At 43.9% G+C, this 18,175-nt stretch carries 16 protein-coding genes; 4 read left to right on the plus strand and 12 right to left on the minus strand.

All coding sequences use genetic code 11. The features are described from left to right. Window positions 1-4 precede the first annotated feature (4 nt). From MKX46_RS13820 to MKX46_RS13850, 7 genes are all read right to left on the minus strand, one after another. Window positions 5-1,195, minus strand: a complete 1,191-nt coding sequence (locus MKX46_RS13820; RefSeq protein WP_069010972.1) for a hypothetical protein — start codon at window positions 1,193-1,195, stop codon at window positions 5-7. Between the two features lie 24 nt (window positions 1,196-1,219). After that, window positions 1,220-2,665, minus strand: a complete 1,446-nt coding sequence (locus MKX46_RS13825; protein ID WP_340957254.1) for an NADase-type glycan-binding domain-containing protein — start codon at window positions 2,663-2,665, stop codon at window positions 1,220-1,222. Beyond that, complete coding sequence (locus MKX46_RS13830; protein ID WP_069010974.1) at window positions 2,665-4,116, minus strand: NADase-type glycan-binding domain-containing protein; 1,452 nt, start codon at window positions 4,114-4,116, stop codon at window positions 2,665-2,667. Before MKX46_RS13830 ends, MKX46_RS13825 begins: the two co-directional genes overlap by 1 nt. 133 nt (window positions 4,117-4,249) lie before the next feature. Next, the gene (locus MKX46_RS13835) at window positions 4,250-7,012 is read right to left on the minus strand and encodes an NlpC/P60 family protein (protein WP_341071353.1); all 2,763 of its coding nucleotides are present in this window, start codon (window positions 7,010-7,012) and stop codon (window positions 4,250-4,252) included. Between the two features lie 51 nt (window positions 7,013-7,063). Beyond that, window positions 7,064-7,441 carry a DUF4280 domain-containing protein gene (locus MKX46_RS13840; protein ID WP_029518643.1) on the minus strand — a complete coding sequence of 126 codons (378 nt, stop codon included), beginning with the start codon at window positions 7,439-7,441 and terminating at the stop codon, window positions 7,064-7,066. 2 nt (window positions 7,442-7,443) lie between these two features. Then, entirely contained in the window at window positions 7,444-7,968 is a 525-nt protein-coding gene (locus tag MKX46_RS13845) for a hypothetical protein (RefSeq protein ID WP_165145931.1), read from the minus strand. After that, window positions 7,952-8,557, minus strand: coding sequence for a hypothetical protein (locus MKX46_RS13850; protein ID WP_029518645.1), 606 nt, complete (start codon window positions 8,555-8,557; stop codon window positions 7,952-7,954). The genes MKX46_RS13845 and MKX46_RS13850 overlap by 17 nt, the downstream gene beginning before the upstream one ends. A 372-nt stretch (window positions 8,558-8,929) precedes the next feature. Between MKX46_RS13850 and MKX46_RS13855 the strand changes: the two genes are divergently transcribed. Beyond that, window positions 8,930-10,114, plus strand: a complete 1,185-nt coding sequence (locus tag MKX46_RS13855) for a GAF domain-containing sensor histidine kinase (RefSeq protein ID WP_340933572.1) — start codon at window positions 8,930-8,932, stop codon at window positions 10,112-10,114. Between the two features lie 139 nt (window positions 10,115-10,253). On the opposite strand, the gene MKX46_RS13860 is transcribed toward MKX46_RS13855, so the two are convergent. Continuing rightward, window positions 10,254-11,210 (minus strand): nucleoside hydrolase, encoded by a 957-nt coding sequence (locus MKX46_RS13860; RefSeq protein WP_013312477.1) that lies wholly within the window; start codon window positions 11,208-11,210, stop codon window positions 10,254-10,256. Window positions 11,211-11,420: 210 nt separating this feature from the next. On the opposite strand from MKX46_RS13860, the gene MKX46_RS13865 reads away from it, so the two are divergent. Further along, window positions 11,421-12,014, plus strand: coding sequence for a hypothetical protein (locus tag MKX46_RS13865; RefSeq protein ID WP_165145925.1), 594 nt, complete (start codon window positions 11,421-11,423; stop codon window positions 12,012-12,014). Window positions 12,015-12,095: 81 nt separating this feature from the next. Here the strand turns inward: MKX46_RS13865 and MKX46_RS13870 are convergent, their stop codons facing one another. The 3 genes from MKX46_RS13870 to MKX46_RS13880 are packed head-to-tail and all read right to left on the minus strand — an operon-like array spanning window position 12,096 to window position 15,613. Further along, on the minus strand, window positions 12,096-12,704 hold the full coding sequence (locus MKX46_RS13870) for a pentapeptide repeat-containing protein (protein ID WP_029518648.1): 609 nt from the start codon (window positions 12,702-12,704) through the stop codon (window positions 12,096-12,098). Window positions 12,705-12,741: 37 nt separating this feature from the next. Next, window positions 12,742-13,251 (minus strand): MarR family winged helix-turn-helix transcriptional regulator, encoded by a 510-nt coding sequence (locus MKX46_RS13875; protein ID WP_029518649.1) that lies wholly within the window; start codon window positions 13,249-13,251, stop codon window positions 12,742-12,744. Then, window positions 13,241-15,613 (minus strand): ATP-dependent DNA helicase, encoded by a 2,373-nt coding sequence (locus MKX46_RS13880; protein WP_341071354.1) that lies wholly within the window; start codon window positions 15,611-15,613, stop codon window positions 13,241-13,243. Before MKX46_RS13880 ends, MKX46_RS13875 begins: the two co-directional genes overlap by 11 nt. Window positions 15,614-15,782: 169 nt before the next feature. On the opposite strand from MKX46_RS13880, the gene MKX46_RS13885 reads away from it, so the two are divergent. Both MKX46_RS13885 and MKX46_RS13890 read left to right on the plus strand, forming a co-directional pair. Next, complete coding sequence (locus MKX46_RS13885; RefSeq protein ID WP_340933577.1) at window positions 15,783-16,859, plus strand: GGDEF domain-containing protein; 1,077 nt, start codon at window positions 15,783-15,785, stop codon at window positions 16,857-16,859. Between the two features lie 134 nt (window positions 16,860-16,993). Continuing rightward, window positions 16,994-17,167, plus strand: a complete 174-nt coding sequence (locus MKX46_RS13890) for an aspartyl-phosphate phosphatase Spo0E family protein (protein WP_013312483.1) — start codon at window positions 16,994-16,996, stop codon at window positions 17,165-17,167. 83 nt (window positions 17,168-17,250) lie between these two features. Here MKX46_RS13890 and cidR read toward each other — a convergent pair whose 3' ends face one another. After that, the gene (gene cidR, locus MKX46_RS13895; RefSeq protein WP_341071355.1) at window positions 17,251-18,138 is read right to left on the minus strand and encodes a cidABC operon transcriptional activator CidR; all 888 of its coding nucleotides are present in this window, start codon (window positions 18,136-18,138) and stop codon (window positions 17,251-17,253) included. Window positions 18,139-18,175 lie beyond the last annotated feature (37 nt).

The raw sequence follows: 18,175 nt of genomic DNA on the forward strand, positions 1-18,175 counted from the left end.
TAGCTTATCGTTCGCCCGTTACCGTCCACTTTTTAATCTCATTACCACCACTATCTTGAGCATTTCGGAGTGCCTTGAAGGTAATAGCAGGAAGTTTTATACCTTCTGAGCTAGCAATATTTTGAGCTGTGTCTTTACTAATATTTGATAGATATAAGTCATAATTATCGGCCTCTTTATTACTTAGTTTGTTATAAATGGATTTTACATCTTCACCCCATGTACCATGACCAGCATACGGCCCACAATCTACTCTCTTCGAATTCATTCTTACAATCGGAGTTATCCAATTGCAGTATTGATATATATCACCTTTACCTTTAATCCCCTCCAAGTTGTTGTTTTTAACTACAACTTGTCTAAATTCCTCACCATAGTAAATGTATCCCAACATTTTACCAAATATTAAATTATGTGCCTTCACCAAATCCTTTGCATAATTAGTCTCGACACCATGCTGACCATCGGCTGCTCGATTTGTACTACTCGTATTAAAGCTTCCCGTCCCTTCCTGAATAATAATAGCTAACAAAAGACGTGGATCAATCTGAATATGATACGTTTCTTGTATGCTTTTTGTAGCTTCCCACAAACTGTGCAGCTTTTCCTGATTCCATTTTTGTTTAATAAATTTTTTCGAACGCTTTTTGAAATATTTCTCAGCTTCAGAACTACCGTTATACTGGAATTCAGCAGGTATCCATTTTCCAGCCGGAGTCTTTACGTTCGTTTTTGTAGGTTCATCTTTCGATTCGGTGGTAACGGGTACTTCTGGTGGTGCTTTAGTACTCATATCAATCAGACCTAGCTTCTCGCGTATAGCTCGTCCCGCCTTCTCGGCAGCCAGCTTTTCCCTGATATCTCCACTTGCCTCCGCAGTCATCCAACGAACGGTTTCTTTTTGCATTTGCTCTTGAGCCCACTTGGGGAATGTGGCCATTTCGCGTAATTTGCTTCGAAGTCCTTCTGCCAGTTTTTGCGCTTTACGCATACCTACCTCGTCACCATTGACTTGAGCAATATACCAATCTTCTTTGTATTTACGCATCCAGGTCTGGGCCCAGTCTGGGTAGCTTAGTTTTTGTTTTTTCTGTTCTGCTGCAAGATCAAATGCCTGTGCTTTCCTGTGTGCATTAGCAGTTGTTAAAGCTCTCAACATAGGGGTTGCACCAAACGTTGGCTCTTTCCATTTCATATGTCTTCTCCTTTGTTAGAAATGCTAGAAGAATCGTATCTCCGACATACAGGTATCGTGATATTTAGTTCCTCGCTCTACGGCCTCAATCGTTATTTTCACGAAAGAGGTATGAATGGGGTTATCAAGAAATTCGTTTCTTATAAAATCATTATCTATCACCCTGGTCTGCCCGTTTGAAAACTCCAGTTTCATTCGTTTAACTCTATTATTTGCTTGGAAGGCTTTGGATGACTTGGCTAAACCATTAAAAAGTTCAAACCCCTTCAGTTCTTGCATAGAGCCGAAATCAATTTTGATCCACTCCCCGATCCCGTCTCCTTTAACTCCTTCACACCAGGCTGTACTCGCATCTCCGTCCATGATGTTTTGGGCAGCATAGGAATTTCCTGCTTGGTCTGGAAGTGTAGAAGAGGCAATGATTTTCCGTGCCGGGATACTTTTTCGATATTTCATTAAATCCGTTGTTGTTTGTATCCATTGTGTAGGGGACACGTTATAGCCTATCCTGTGAAATAGATTGGAGTATTTTATAGGCAAACCTGTTTGGATGTTTCGTTGTTGCATTTCACCCTTCGAATTCACATAAGCAACCCTGTGGTTATCTAAAGTTAAAACAGGGTTCTCAGAGAATTCTGCCAACATCCTCTTCTTTCCGTCATCTAAATTCAACATGTACCACTTTTCGTCATCATAGGAACGGTAAACTATCTTATTATTATAAAGCCACTGATAAACCTGCATTGCCTTGGTCACTGTGATTCGTTGAACCTCTTTATTCGCCATCAGATCAAAAATATATAGAGTACCATTATCTTCAATACATAATTTTGAACTATTAGGAGAAAACACACTATATCCAATAGATTCTTCCGAACCAGTATAGTTGGAAATAGATAGTTTTTGAGTGACTCGTCCCTGAATATTGTATTGAAAAAAATCTCCATTATTGGTGTACACACATTTACTTAAATCCGGTGATATTACGACGTATTCCCTATCAGGTATATTAAATTCATACAACTTTTTATATGTGGATAAGTCATAAATAAAAATGGCACTGTAATCTATCATATGTGTATATCTGCTCAGTGCTATAGTCTTGCCGTCACTAGAAAATCGCATTATTTCCAGCTCACTTCTAGGGAAATCCTCTTTCTCACTTGCGTACAACCGATCAATAATATCAGTTGTATCAATAAACGTATTGCCTGTAGGATCATCCATATCAACGAGATAGTCCACAGGCATGTTTTCATTTTCCGCTTCAAAGAGCAACCAATTTACAGCCCTTTTTGTTGGAGGAGGTTTCTTGGACTGAGAGACAGAAGCATAAGTTTCATTCCGCTCCTGTCCTACTTTTTGCCCCTCATTCGATTGTATACACCCGCATAGCATGGAAAAGATCATGACCAATAACGTAATTTTACTTATCCATACTGCAGTTTTTTTCCGTTTTCTACTGTTCATCACAATAACTTCAGCTCACCTATACATGTATTTGGGAAGTCCGCGCCTTTTTTCACTTCCAGGATGGTAATCTTAACGAAAGAAGTCCGTATAGGTTCATCAAATTTGAAACGTGCCCCACTGCCCTCAAACACTTCAGATTGCCCATTCGAAAAATCAAGTTTCATTTTTTTGATTTTACTTACGTCTAAATACTTATTATTAACCCACATGAAGTTATCGGTTATATCTATACCTCTCATCTCTTGAGTTGAACCCAAATCTATAGTTACCGTTTCCCCTACTCCGCCCCCCTTGGTTCCTTCACACCAAGAGGTTGAATAATTTCCATCCGTTAAATTGTCCACATTAAAAGAACGAATACCCTGATCAGGTAGCGTAGAAGAGGCAGTAATTCTTTTCACTTTAACCTTGTTGCTATACTTCATATAATTGGTTTTTGCTTCGATCCACTGTATTGGAGCCGTGCGTATTCCTTGGTTTTTAGTAAAAGAGGATATATCCTCCTTTCTTCCATCGCTCAGATGAACCAGATACATTTTTGATGCTTCGTATTCTGCGGACAGCGCCAATTTTTGATCAGGGGATAGTATAAATGGTGCCGTACTTTTAGTTATCCACCTTTTTTCTCCGCTCTCTATATCAAATGAATAGACATCTTTTGTGTAATTGTCGTCCTCTTCAGAAATTGTATAAATTAATTTATCTTCTTGATCCCATTGCAAAAGCGAAACCATAGACCCTGTAAGTAAACGTTTTACTCCACTAATACCGGACAGATTCAGCATAATGATGCCTGGTTGGTCATTTTCCTCAAAACAGAATCTAGTGCCATCTGGAGAAAATAATCCTGAACTAATGATACCTAAATCTATTTTACGTTTCCCAATGTCTATTTTTGTCGTTTTCCTCTTTACTGCATCATATAAATACACTTGCCCATTCAACTCATAAAGATATTTACTTAAATCAGGAGAGACTACAGGGTAAGACGTTGAAGGCAGTTCAAACTCGGACTCTTTTTTTCCTGAGTTCAGATCATATACCTCAAGAATGTGTTTTTCGCCCCCTTCTTCCACATCAGAGATTGTCCTTACGATCGCCATTCGACTTCCATCATTTGATACTCTACTGACAGTTACTTGGGAGCCGCGATATTTTATTCGCTCTTCTTTAGTTTGCATCGCATCTACCAAGTCATCGATTCGTATATAGGTCTTCCCTGTAGGATCATCTAAATTGGTCAAAAATTGAGTCGGATATGGGTCTTCTTCTCCATTTAAAAGCCACCGTGCTTCTTTTTCAGTAACATTTCTATTATCTTGTGTGACCCTGTGTGATGATATTTCTTGGGGGTGAGGAGACGAGAAAGCTTCCTCTCCTTTAAACCCACTACATGCCGATATAATGGCTACAAAAGTAACAATCAATATGATTTTTATAAAATTCACTTTCTTACCACTCCCTCTTCCGTTCTCAATAAAGCCTACCTAGCTAAACGGGGCAGCACTATTTTCTCCTGAGAATACCTTGGAATCAAATATTATTATGATGTTTTAAGCTACTACTTATTTTCTTATTTTCTTATTTGTTAATTATTGAGCCATCATCTTGTATAATACGTCTAATTGCGATAACGTTTGAATATATAAGACCATAACCTTTTCCCCAATTTGTGTTTAATTTATCTATTGTTACATTATGAGATGGCTTGAGGTCCTTTTTCATTTCAGCAAGAGTTTGTGCATTACCATGCTCGTGAATGAACTTTCCATCTCCCACATATATTCCTACATGATCTACTTTGAATTTGGTTTTCCCCCCACTCCCCCAATCAAATAAGATTAAATCACCTAACTTCAAATTTTTATAATCCCCACTGGATCGTAAAGCTTTGTAGTCAACCTCTGTTCCCCGATGGATTTGATCGCTTGTAGTACCGCCTATACGCACATTTAATATGGTAAAGTACACCGAGGAACTAAAATCAGAACAGTCCATATAAATAGGTGGATTGTTGGGGTCCAGCTTCATCGTTGTAATTTTAGTATCCATACAGTAAGGAATCTTGCCTAAAAACTTCTTAGCGAATTCTACAATTGCTTTCCTTTTCTCCTCGGCAGAACTGTTGGATGGAGTAGGCTTCGGTTCTTCCTTCGTCGGCTTTTCAGGAGTAGTCGGCGGCTTCTTGCCCGGTTCCGTTTTCGTTGTTGTCGTTGCTGGAACTGTTGGCGTTGCAGCCTTATTAACCTTGGGCCATGGAAGGATGCCATTGGCTACTTGATGCAGGTATACGGCCAGCACATCACGACCATAACCCTTATTTTCCAAGCCGTATTTTTTCGCAAAATCATGCAGTGCGGCGTTAAGCTCCTGATCCCAATCGCCTGTAGTTGGAAGCTTGTACGAGAAGCTGTCTGGATACATCTTGGCAAGCTTGTTCAAATTCTCCCTGGCAAGCTGGCTGTTCACGCCATACTTACTCCGCAGAGCAGCCGCTTTCTTGGCAATAGCCTTTTGATCGGCAACGGTCAGCTTATGGGCCGCATCTGCGTATTGTCCGGACAGCTCCTCCAGCCGATTCGCATCCAGATAGGATTTGGCTGAATGACCACGAATCAGCTCGTTGATTAGCACGTTGTCACGCAGTTGGTTCGCGAGAAGATGCATCTGCTTTTGCTTGGCTTTGTCGTTGGCTCCATGCGCTTCCCACCACTGGGACGTGTATTCATGCATTTGCGCTCTGGCCCAGGCAGGCATACGATCTATTTCTGCCACCTGCTGACGCAATTGCTTGGCCTTGGCCGCTGCTTCCTTGGCCCCCTTTTTGTCCCCGGCTGCCACGGCTTTGTAGTAGTCCGTTTTAAATTGAAGCAGCAAATTCTGCACCCATTGCGGATACCCTTTTCCCTTCAATTCTTGAATCAGGGATTTATAAGCTTTCAGTTCGGCATCAGGCACCTGATTTTTCATGAGCTTGCTGGCCTTGATATGAAGCGTTCCATCGGTTCGGATATAGCTGGTTTTGCACGTCAGAGATATTTCGCGAGTAGCGGTCATCTGTACCTTTTTGCCATGCAGCACTAGGTCTGTATCGGCGTGAAAGGTAAGATCGTGATGACTGTACACGTGAATACCGGATGCAGGATTTAAGCGTACCAGTATCTTGTCTTTCTGGGTGGAGAGGGCTAATTCCTTATCATCGAATCTCGCCACTTTTTGTGTTTTGGTATGAAATAGCTTTCTTGACGGTTGACTGATTTCATCTCCTTTGTAGTCTCTCTTACGCAGGGATTGAACTACACGAGCTTCCTTTTCTTTGTTAGATGGAAAATACAAATGGACATGATCCCCCAGCTCAGGCATGCAATGCCAACCGATCCCATCTCCGGTATACATAGTGGGGTAAGAAAACCAGCACCCTTCAACTTTGGACTGCATGGAATCCACGGACAGATGAAGTTTAACGGATTCGTTTTCACTATTTAAATCAATAACTTTCCCTTCAATAGAGGTACCTTTAATAAACTGATTATGTATGACCCCCCTCGGAATACCCTCTTCAGGAACGAGAACATAGTCATATGTCATAATACCTTGCTTCATCTCTGCATGAATTTGATCAATAACCCAATGCTTTCGTCGAAACACGACGACATCTCCAAGTTCAAAACGCTTCGTATCCTCCACTTCAGCATATGTATACCGGGGGCCTGACTTTGTTTTTTGGAGGGAAAAGTTAATGCTGCGCAGTTCACCTTTCACCTGTTCTTTTGAGGCACCTAACCATAGTCTCGGGAACATGGACGTAATCTCGGCAATCAGTCCAGTTTGTAGATGAGAAGCCATTCTTTTCAGAAACTCCCAGTCACTCTCCCCATACTGAATAGTAAAGCCATCTAACTTTTGATTGCTGTCCGTCAGGTCAATAAAATCCCCATGTGGATAGGCATCTATGAGTTCGCGGAATAGTTGATAATATGTCAATTTGCCGTTTTGAAACGAACGGTTTTTCCTTTGTTGATCCATCAGATATGTAAAAGAGGCAGCCTCGATGTACATGTGATATACGCCATTTTTGAATGCAATTCTAATATTGGTGACGATTCCTTTAAAGATGCTAACTGTCCCTCGGTCTTCATCCATCTCATATACCTCTAGCACATCCTCATCATGTGCTAAACCGTCATACTTCGCATGGTCCTCATCCGGTATGAGAGCAGTAATGTACACCTTGCCGTGCTCATTTATCTTCTGTGTCAATTCAAAATCAAGCAGCCTGATAATCTCATACGGTGCATTTACTTTAATATTTCCATAAGTCAGCACAGTTCCTGCCAGTCCCATCTTACTCCCCCCGGTTGCTTTTCATGTGATGCAAATCCTACAATCTGTTAACTATTCCTGCCCGTCTGTGGTGAACGAGATTTTTCCACACCACATGCATAAGTTCGTGGAGCAGCTCATCAGAGCCGGAGATTGATCTACGTATACATCCTTTTTTCCATTCAACCAAGGCATAGAAACGCTCGGTTTGCAGGACTGCGGAATGATTTTCCCGGAATTCCCTTTGTTAGCAGAAGAGACTGCAGGATTATGCATACTACGACACATTCCGAAAGAAGGGATATGCGTCTGCGGGTGAAAATCCTGAATATTCCCTTGTAGTTTGTCACCAATACTAATTCCCCTGTTAGCTGAAACACTAAATCTTCCTGTATGACTTCCATAGCTGCAATGTATCTGTGCCCCATCCACTACATAGCTCTCACTCATTCTTAGACTCTCCTTTGTATAGATGGCCCCTCTGTATCGACCTTTTGTAATTTCAAGCCTGCCAGATTGAACTTCAAAATACATTCAGCCACATCGAGGTCTACAATGATATGATGATTGGCACCCTGAACCCTGAATATTTTATGATTCTCGACTGCATATTCATCTAAAATGATTTTCTTCAGTGTACCGTCCCTATGATATTCACTGCGTGGTGATAAACACATCAGGCTAGGCGGATTTGCCAGCCAATACCTTGTTTGCTGCATTCGCTGCATATCGGCAAAAACAACTAACTTCCAGCTTAATCCGGCTTGATATATATCAAAGATTTCCTTTAGTTGTTCCGAAACGATGGGTAACGGATGCTCTATAAAATCAATATAGTCCGCATCACCTGATACATAAAATTGTAAAATAGATTCTTCATCGGCACATGATGAGCTTTCTGCCCATTCCAATAACTGCCGGCGATTCGTCCCTACTGGATACATATACTCCGTAATACGATTATCCTGTTGAATCATGTAGTACTCCATAAGCTCTTGAATACACCACCTCACTGATTCCTTTATACTCCCCTATTCTTACTTCCAAATCGTCCTCACATTTCAAGGCCTTGAATTCAGGTAAATGTACAACCTGCTGAATAGCATCTTTCGCTAATTTCAGAATATATTGATGAAATTCCCCTGCAGCCTGGAGTACAAATCGCTCCACATCAGGCTGAAAAATCTTGTTCATATAAGGTTTTCGAAGCTGATTCAATTCATCCTCCAATTCTGCTAAAAAGCTGAATGCCCAGCCTGCATCATAGATTCCATAACAAGGTTGAGGATCAAAGAACCAATTTTTATCATAGGCTTCGACGACATAGTTATAGTTGCGATCCACCAGATACGTGCGCCTCATAGAATAAGTAATGTATCCGATCCTTGTCTTGGCCACTTCTGAAGAATGGGCTTGCAGGCAGATCGATTGAAAGGATTGAATAAAAGAAGAGATGAGCTCATCTTTTCTTTGTTCATATAAAGACGCTGCCTGATGTAATTTCTGGTTCAATACATCTTCTGCATAGGTCTTAAGGAAGTGTTCTAGGGCTTCTTGTCTATTCATAATTCCACCTCTGAACCTATTATATAGAATATTTACATGATATTACTGGTTCTATCCTCCTATTTTATTACACAATTTTCATATCATGAGATTACATATGAATTTATGAAAATAGAATGAAAATAATCATATATTTTCGTGAATGTGTAATAATACAAACAAAAACCTTCCCAGAAAGGCTAGCATTAGACCTAAAAAATGAAGGTTTGCGCAAGCGAATAGGTAAATGGAAGTAGAAAGATCGGTTTATAATGAAATAATCATGTATAATTAACAATACGCTCCAAAAGCACATTCAGAGGATCGAGAATGGGATACACAAACTGCTAAAGTTTTTGGATAACCACCACTTTGCATCAGGATTGGAGATACATGACTACTTCACCTACAGGTTTTTATAATAGTATTCAAGAGGCTACCGCGCACGTCATTGATGTGTTGAGTGATATTTTACATGTAAACACCATTTTTATTACCGCTAATGATGGGATTACGAATGTAATCGTTGATTCATTTAACCGGGAAGAGATACTCGTTAAGAAAGGGGATGTGCTCCCTTTTGAGCTTAGCTATTGCAGTCTGGTGTTGGATCATCCTGCGGATCACCTCACGATTTCAGAAACGACTATTCACCCGCACACATGCGACTTAGATGTGACTAAAACTATCGGAAACCACTCATTTACAGGAATCCCTATTCGCATGAAAAATGGTCAGGCTTACGGAACCATTTGTATCTTGGACGCACCATCTGTACATTTGACAGAATCCGAACTGAAGGCCCTACAGGCTATGGCTGTATTTCTGGGTTATGTGGTGGAACTGGAGAAAGAAAAGATAGATGCTGAGATCTCTGCCCTGAGCAAGCTGGATTTGATCTCTTCCCTGAGTAATAAAATTCGGTTTTCGCTAACCGAAATATGGGGAGCCACCGACCTCATGCTGACGACAGAGTTAACAGAGGAACAACAGCAATATATGAGCATCATGGAGTCGAGCAGTCGCTCGCTTATGACGTTGTTGAGTAATATTTTGGATTACAGCAATATAGAGTCCAGGCAGATCGATGATATTGAAGATCCGTTTGATCTGAGAACGATGATGGAAAATGTATTGAGTCTGTATACAGAGGTAGCCGCACAGCGGAATCTAGAGTTGAAGCTTGACTGGAATCTCACCAGCTCGCCTATTTTTATCGGGGATGAGGCTAAAATTCGCCGTATGTTGATTAATTTGGTAGATAATGCAGTGAAGTTTACAAACACAGGAACCGTCACTTTATCTGCAAACACCCGATCTGTGACCGATGCACCTGAGGTTGAACTGGAATTAAAGGTGAAGGATACTGGAATCGGTATATCTCCGAATAAATTGAAATTGTGGCTTGAACATGACCGTGGGTACTCCCCCTCATATGGTAATCCAGGCTTGGGTTGGCAGATTACCAAACATCTATTAAAACGAATGAAGGGTAAGATGACAGGGAGGAGTGAACCTGGTAGCGGGACGGAGATAACGCTCCAATTCACCCTGAAAATATACCAGGAGTCTGCCTGAAACAGAGATTAGCTTGTGATATATAGAGATATCATGCAATAGAAGCCCGTGACGCATAACGTTCACGGGCTTTATGTTATGGGTACGTCTCACTAGGCAGTATTATCGCCCTATGCCGCACGTCTGTACATTGCCAGACTTAGTAACGTTTGGGAGCAGCCAGCTTGGCCAAATCCGCCATATACGTAAAGAAGGCTTCCGGGTCTGTATCATACACCAGATTCACAGGACGTCCATCCGCCTGTTCCACCGTTCTGCCCTGACTTGGCCCTTCTGCGATCACGCTGCAATGCACCGTCTTTTTCTTGACAATGTCCGGGCGTCCTACGGATGCAGTGGTCAGTACATCCCACAAGTAGTAGGTTGAGTTCGTTTCGCTATAGACGAGCGGCGGACATCCCGCGTAGCAGTTGCCTAGGAAATCCACGCCCTCATATCGGCGCTCGGCAGCCCAACGATTGCGTACTGCTGGAGTTAATGGTACTTTGCTTGTGCTTTCCAGCGCTACCAGATCAATCGTGATGCCGCTTTGCCACACCCGATATGCCGCTTCTGGGTCCCAGAATACATTCCACTCTGCTGTGCCGTCATGCTCCGGCTCTTCCACATTCCCTTTTTCAAAGGTGCCGCCCATCCATACCAGCTTTTCAATCTTTGCTTCAATATCCGGTGCTTCATCCAGCGCCCGCGCCAGATCGGTTAGCGGTCCAGTGAATAGCAACAGCGTTTTACCTTCAGCTCCGCGTACCTTTTCGATCAGATGCTGATGAGCTGGCAGGGATGAAAGCGGTGCTTCCATACGCCCCGATTCATTCAGTACGGGTAATGCATCCACATAGAAGGAATGTAAACGCCAAGCGGCAGGAAACGGATTTTTACCGCGTGAATTAGACTTTGCGACTTCCACAGGCCCTTTATTTTGTCCAAAACGATCAATAATTTTACGGCTGGCATCCGTCGCAGGCTCCAGATAACCATCTGCTGGAATCACCGATACTCCGGTCAAATGAACCTGCTCCATCTGAAGCAGCATAAAAAGGGATACTAGATCATCCACTCCACCATCATGATTAAAATAAACGTTTGTCTGACTCATCTGTCTCTTCCTTCCTTTATCCCCGTAAGCAGGCTTGTTCTTATCGGCAACCACCCTTCATTATGCCTGATCGCTTCACAGGAGTAAATGTGCGATAGTGCGTGAATCAGGGATTTTTTGCTTGCGCCATGCTTAAGATAGGTAGAAATGTGTGTAATAACAGGGTAGAATCATGGGTCCTAATCGGAAGCGTATGAAGGAGAGATGCATATGACAGCCCAAACAATAGAAGAGTTGGAGCAGATCCGTAAAGAGTGTAAATCCATGGTGACAAAAAGAGCTGCGGCTTCGGGTGGAGCGGTATTAGTTCCAGTTCCAGGGGCTGACGTTCTTGCTGATGTTGGCATTTTGATGCAGCTACTGCCAGCCATTAATGGAAAGTTCGGATTATCTGAGAAGCAGCTGGAAGGTCTGGACGCAGAAACCAAATCCATGGTGTATGGTTTTATCACTTCGATTGGCAGCAAGCTGATTGGGCGACTCATCACCCGTGAAGTTATCGTGCAGATTTTGCAAAAGATGGGCATTCGGATCGCTACCAAGCAGGTTAGCAAGTTTGTTCCCCTTCTGGGGCAAGGGCTAGCCGCGGCAATTGGCTTTACTGCTATGCGAACCATTGGCAATCGGCATGTCGATCAATGTTATGAAGTAGCCAAACGCTTGCTGGAACAGCGAACTGCCGTAGATATCGCGCGCAACTGGACGGTTCCACAGCAGCCTCTAGAGCCTGTGGGAATTGATCATTTGCCAAACCAGAACCCGGAAGCAGCAATTCCACTACTGCCGGCATCCACTAAAGATTAAGTCCTTCAATTTCGAATCAACCGTCCATTTCACCCGCACGGGGTACTCCAGATCAAAACCAGCATCGGTATCCCGTGCTTTTTAGCCTTCTACCTTGGCTCCATAGGAGCGAGCCACCGCTACTGCCTGCTCGATATCCAACTTGGCTCCAGTGATGTCCAGATCTTTAAAATTCACGCCATCCATCTTCGCACCGCGCAGGTCTGTTCCTTGAAGATGGGCTTTGTGCAGTCTTACCCGGCTAAGATCAGCCTCTCGCAAATCTGCTTTTTCCAAATTGCATTCGGATAAGTCGGCTTCCTTGAATCGTATTTTTCGCAAATCTTGTTTTCTTAAATCTGCATGACGCAAATTCGTATAAGACCAATCTCCGCCCGTAATTGTGATACCATCCATATTCGCCCCCGCAAAATCTGAACCTACCAGCTTGCAGTTATCAAACCGGACTACAAACAGATTGGCGCTGGTGAACAAACAATTGGTAAAAGCCGACTCCTTGTAGTGAGATGCATTCAGAATGGCCCCGGTAAAATCACAGTCCACAAAAGTACAGCCTTCCACAAGGGACTCATTCATCTCCACACCCCGAAAGCGACATCGGGTAAACTCGCAATTTTTCCACTCGCCTTCTCTGGCATCCATTGATCCAAAATCACGGTCTTCATAGACCTCATCTGTATAAAAGAACATGTTCTCTCTCCTATTCCTTATTCCCTATATCAGGAATTCAGCATTTCGGCAAGGACCGCTCAAAACCGCCTTTCATTTTCCCCAGCAAACCCTTCATCATCTGATGATCCTGCGGCGTAAACTCAGACATACACGACCGAATCAGCTTCGTATAATAAGGGACTATCTTACTTAATAGCTCTCGTCCTGCCTCTTTTAATCCGACAGTCACCATCCGTCCGTCACTCTCATGAGCCACACGTTCAATCATGCCATCTCGCTCTAATCCGTCGATCAACCCCGTCATGGTTCCACGCGTCACATCAGCCTTTTCCGCCAACTCTGACGGTGTCATGCGATGTGGGGAGTGGCAATGCAACAGGCTAAGCACGATAATCCGACCCTGAGAAGCCCCCAACTTGGTCAAATCTGTATCCATTTCTCTGAAAATACCATTAGCCAAGCGCGCAAATGTCACAAAAGTCTCTATATTATCTACTTCGGCATCCTCATGTCCAAAGCTACGCAGCACCCCGCGTATGGAGTCATTATGAAAATTAAAGTTCATAGTCTATCCATTCCTTCCTTAATCCCGCTTGTTCCGTCAGACGGTAGCTTTTCCATTCATCTGGCAGCAAAGAAGCATACGGTTCCTTGGCAAAACGATCATCTACCAGGACCAACAATCCTTCGTCGTGCTCTGTGCGGATAAGCCTGCCACCTGCCTGAAGAACCTTGTTCATCCCTGGATATACATACGCATAGTTGAAACCATTCCGTCCCTGTTCCGAAAAGTAATCCCGCAGCACATCTCGCTCTGCTCCAATTTGCGGCAAGCCAACGCCGACGACGACTACCCCATTTAAGCGATCCCCGGGTAAATCAACACCTTCAGCAAACACACCACCCAATACGGCAAAGCCAAGCAAGGTGTGCTCTTGCCCAGGCTGGAAGGCCTCTAGGAATCGATCCCGCTCTGGTTCGGTCATCCCCGGACTTTGTACCAACGTATTTGCGGACACGTCCCGAAGCATGAACTCCTCATATACCTCACGCAGGTATGGATAGGACGGGAAAAACACAAGCATATTTCCTTTCCGTTCCACAACCAATGCAGCCAGCATATCCGCAATCGCCCCTTTGGAACGCTCGCGATCCCGATAACGGATGGAGAGCGGCAGCAGACGTACATCCCATTGCTCCTGATGGAAAGGGGAAGGAACCTGTAACGTATAATCTTCCTCGTTTGCTCCGAGCATGTCCCGATAATAAGCAAGCGGTGTCAACGTCGCGGAAAAATAAATGGCTGAGCGGTAGCCCTTAATAGCTTGTCCCAGCAAGTGAGAAGGATCGAGGCAGAACAGCTTGACCCTCACTTCACTGCGCCCTGCTTCCACATAAGTAACGTACCGTTCATCATATAAAGCAGCAATCCGCAGCATATTCTGAGCAGTCAAATACGTATCCAGAAGCAATGCGTAGGCCGTACTTTCACTGCTTGCGCGACTTGTACTACTCCCCGTTACCAGTTCACGTTCAGCAGCTTCCACAAAAGGCACCAGCAGCTCCAGCACCTCTTGCGGCGCTACTGTCTCCACTGCTTTTCCTGTGTCTGCATATTGCTTGCGCAGCGTAATCATATGTGCGTTCACTGCACTCGCAGCCGCAGCAATCTCTGGACTTAGCAGCTTAAATTCTCGTTTCAGTTCCAAAAAAGAAGATTTCAAAATTTCCGCCGAAAACATGTCCCGGCCGCGTTCTACCAGATTATGCGCCTCATCCACCAGTACGACACCTTTTCGCTTGTGCTCCTCCAGCAATCTTTTCAGAGAAATCCGTGGATCGAAAACATAATTATAATCACTGATTATACCATCCGAGGCATACGCCACATCCAGCGAAAATTCAAAGGGACAAACCTTATGCTTGCGCGCATAACGCTCAATCACCGCCCGGGTCATTAACGTCTCATTCGCCAAAATATCGGATACCGCACCGTTGATCCGGTCGTAGTAGCCCTCGCACATGCTGCATGATCCAGCGTCACAATCATTTTCATCCTTAAAGCATATTTTATCCTTCGCAGTCAAAGTCACCACATGCATGTGCAGCCCTTGGGTCTGCATTCTGGCATAAGCTTCTTCAGCTGCTGCCCGAGTGGTGGTACGAGCCGTTACATAATATACTCGCCTAACCTGCCCCTCACCGATCGCCTTGATCGCAGGAAACAAAGTGGATACCGTTTTACCGATACCCGTAGGCGCTTTGGCAAACAGGTTAACCCCTTCGGCAATCGTCTTGTACACCGAACCCGCGAGCGTTCGCTGACCCGAACGATACGTGTCAAAGGGAAAGTCCAACATAGCAATGCTGGCATCCCGCTTTTCCGCATGTGCTCTCAGCAGGAATGCATACGGTGCATAACCAGCAATCATCTCCTGCGCGAAAGCTTCCAGCTCAGTAAAGGATAGCTCGCGCCTAAATCGGCGAATGTCTTCACTGTGTGCCTGCACATAAGTAAGCTGGACCTGCATGGAATGATGTTGTTCCTCACGAGCAATCATATAGGCATACAGAAATGCTTGCGCCCAGTGTACGGGTTGACCGTCACCCTGAATATCTTCGAGAGGCAAAGAGATCGATTTAATTTCATCGACCGTCCATACGCCATCCAGCTCAATCAGTCCGTCACAGCGGCCTTCAATTATAAACAATTCGTCCTTATACTGAATTTCTGTACGTAAATGTACCTCTTTGCGGTCATGCTCCTTGTAACCTTTCTGGATAACCTGATGCACGCGAGTTCCTTCGAGCATACTGCTATTCGATCGAAAGCCGCTATGAATGCTGCCGCTCCGATGCACATATTCCACAAGTGGACGCACCGATATGTGAATTGGTTCCTTCATACGATCACCCGTTCCGGTCATAGTCCTTTCACTGTACCACGTAGATAAACGAAACGTAAGGGACAGAAGAATCGTTTAATGGTCGATTGGTATTCACTCATGCCTACTTTTTACCGAAATATAGAAACGAGGCCTTTTGCTTTATTCCCCACGATACTACAACTCTCATTACAGCATAAAGGATAGGGATATGTTAAAAGAATTAATTAACAATTTTGCGTTATTAACAAGCTTCTTATTCTTTGGAAATTTATTTTTCCGCAAATATGAACGTTACCTAAAAAAACATATATTCATTTATCGGGTAATGAACGGTTTAATGCTGGGTCTGTTTGGCATTCTGTTAATGATGACCGGTTTATGGATCCGCGGGCACTTTGTGGTCGATCTGCGCCATTTGGCGATTATCATATCTGTTTATATGGGAGGATCGGTATCCGGTCTGCTGACCACTTTGATCATAATCCTGTACCGTATTTACATTACAGGTGGTTGGACAGATGTTTCTCTGACTGCTACCGTCAATTGTTTCATGACACTGGGCATTTCACTTATCTTTATTCGAGAAAAAAGCCTAACACTCCGCAAGTGGATGTCGGCCGTGATTGGAGCTGCTGTAGTGTCGCTGTTATCTACTTTCTATGTAGTTAACCCTCCTGATAATGAATCCATGATAATCATCACAACTGTTAAGTTGCTTGGCGGCCTGTTCACTTATTTTATGATGTCCCATATCAAAAAAACCGAACGGGCTGTTCATCTACTGGAAGAAGCTGCAAACCGGGATCATTTAACCGGACTCTACAGTCCGCGTGCTTTCGATGCGCTATTCGAAGAGGTTTTTCATACTTCCAAGACTACAAAACAACCCTTTGGACTCGTGATGCTGGATATTGACCACTTTAAAAATATTAATGATACGTATGGTCATTTGAACGGAGATACCGTCTTAAGCCAATTGGGAATGCTGTTAACCCGGGAATCTACAACGAGGGCGTACCCCTCCCGTAAGGGCGGAGAGGAATTTGCCATTCTGATTGGAAATTGTGATAGTCAGAAAGCAGCAAGCTTTGCCGAAAAGATTCGGGAAGCTGTGGAAAATGAACGTTTTCTTTTGAATGACGGAACCTCGATCTCTCTAACCGTATCGCTTGGAGCAGGTAGTTCGCCTGTCATTGCATCGAGGCACTTACTGGAAAAGACAGATGAGGCACTATATGAAGCTAAGCGTTCAGGACGCAATCAGGTGAAACTGGCAAAACCATAGATATTAGTCGCTAAATGTCAGGAAAGCTGGATTATTGTTAATAAAAAGTGGTAAAATGGAAATAACATCGTTATCAAAAAAACTTCTGCCGCTAGTGGAGACATGCCTTACAATCGACATGGGGGGTGGGCTTTGTGAACCTCGAACAATTGGAAAAACTCATGGAAAAAGAACGCCGTGAACTGAATCGCATGGCTGACTTACACGGATTAAAAGATGAACGTGTATTGGACAAATCCTCCAGACTTGACCGTATTATGGACAAGTACCTTCACACCAAGCGTGCAATAAACCAAACACACTCATAGAAGCAAGCTACATCGCTGCCCCTCAGGGCAGCTTTTTTATTCTGCATCGTACTCACCTTCTCGCGGACTGACTACTTCCCGCCCTATTCCGTCCGCAACAATTGCTGTGTGAACGATATCCATTCTCTGGCGGCAAAGGACAGGTAGCGATCGTTCCGCCAAATCATCCCCAAATGCCAAGGAATGACGGGGTCTACCAATGGAAGAACACGCAAGCGCTCAGTATCCAGATCTCGGCAAATGGCCTCCGGCAACAGAGCTACTCCCAGGTTTGCAGCAACCATTTCGCTAATCAGATCCCATTGTGAGCTTTCGTACACTACACGCGGCTGAAAGCCGGCACGAACACATTCCGCAATGATACGGTCATGCAGCGTAAAATCCTCACGAAACAGTACAAATGCCTCCTCCGCCAACGCAGATAACGGTACCTCCTTGCACTCTGCCAATGCATGCGTAGGATGAACGAGCAAATTCAGCTTTTCCTCCACAAACAGAAATGTCTCAAACATATCTCCAACTGCGGGCAGCACGATCACCCCGATATCCAATGCCCCGGCTTCTACGTCCCGTTCCACTTTCTTCGCCCCGTCCTCAAATAATTGAATGGTCACATCAGGATATGCCTTATGGAATTCTCCAATGACACGCGGAAAAAAGCTCGATCCGACCATAGGGGGCAGGCCAATACGGATATGTCCCTTTTTCAGGTTCATCAAATCACTCAGCTCCGAGGACAGGCTCTGAAAGGACTTTACAATTGCTTGTGCCTGAAGCTCAATGACCTTTCCCGCGTCCGTCAATTCGATTCTTTTGCCAATTCGGTCGAACAAAGCGACCCCCAGTTCATCTTCTAGACTTTTAATCGTCTTACTGATCGTCGGCTGGGTAATAAACATGCTCTGGGCTGCCTTTGTAAAGCTACGCAACCGCGCGACTTCCAAAAAATATTGTAAATGTCGGATATCCAAAGCTACACCTTCTCCCATAGATAAACGGAATAGATTA

The sequence above is a fragment of the Paenibacillus sp. FSL P4-0113 genome (assembly GCF_038009305.1).
GTDB classification, from domain to species: Bacteria; Bacillota; Bacilli; order Paenibacillales; family Paenibacillaceae; genus Paenibacillus; species Paenibacillus polymyxa_D.

Excerpts from the sequence above, each read along its gene's own strand:
- MKX46_RS13835 (WP_341071353.1), bottom strand. The coding sequence starts at position 7,012 with ATGGGACTGGCAGGAACTGTGCTGACTTATGGAAATATTAAAGTAAAT.
- MKX46_RS13870 (WP_029518648.1), bottom strand. The coding sequence starts at position 12,704 with ATGTTCTTTTATACAGATGAGGTCTATGAAGACCGTGATTTTGGATCA.
- MKX46_RS13845 (WP_165145931.1), bottom strand. The coding sequence starts at position 7,968 with ATGATTCAACAGGATAATCGTATTACGGAGTATATGTATCCAGTAGGG.
- MKX46_RS13880 (WP_341071354.1), bottom strand. The coding sequence starts at position 15,613 with ATGACCGGAACGGGTGATCGTATGAAGGAACCAATTCACATATCGGTG.
- MKX46_RS13860 (WP_013312477.1), bottom strand. The coding sequence starts at position 11,210 with ATGAGTCAGACAAACGTTTATTTTAATCATGATGGTGGAGTGGATGAT.
- MKX46_RS13850 (WP_029518645.1), bottom strand. The coding sequence starts at position 8,557 with ATGAATAGACAAGAAGCCCTAGAACACTTCCTTAAGACCTATGCAGAA.
- MKX46_RS13825 (WP_340957254.1), bottom strand. The coding sequence starts at position 2,665 with ATGAACAGTAGAAAACGGAAAAAAACTGCAGTATGGATAAGTAAAATT.
- MKX46_RS13865 (WP_165145925.1), top strand. The coding sequence starts at position 11,421 with ATGACAGCCCAAACAATAGAAGAGTTGGAGCAGATCCGTAAAGAGTGT.
- MKX46_RS13855 (WP_340933572.1), top strand. The coding sequence starts at position 8,930 with ATGACTACTTCACCTACAGGTTTTTATAATAGTATTCAAGAGGCTACC.
- MKX46_RS13875 (WP_029518649.1), bottom strand. The coding sequence starts at position 13,251 with ATGAACTTTAATTTTCATAATGACTCCATACGCGGGGTGCTGCGTAGC.
- MKX46_RS13820 (WP_069010972.1), bottom strand. The coding sequence starts at position 1,195 with ATGAAATGGAAAGAGCCAACGTTTGGTGCAACCCCTATGTTGAGAGCT.
- MKX46_RS13885 (WP_340933577.1), top strand. The coding sequence starts at position 15,783 with ATGTTAAAAGAATTAATTAACAATTTTGCGTTATTAACAAGCTTCTTA.
- MKX46_RS13840 (WP_029518643.1), bottom strand. The coding sequence starts at position 7,441 with ATGAGTGAGAGCTATGTAGTGGATGGGGCACAGATACATTGCAGCTAT.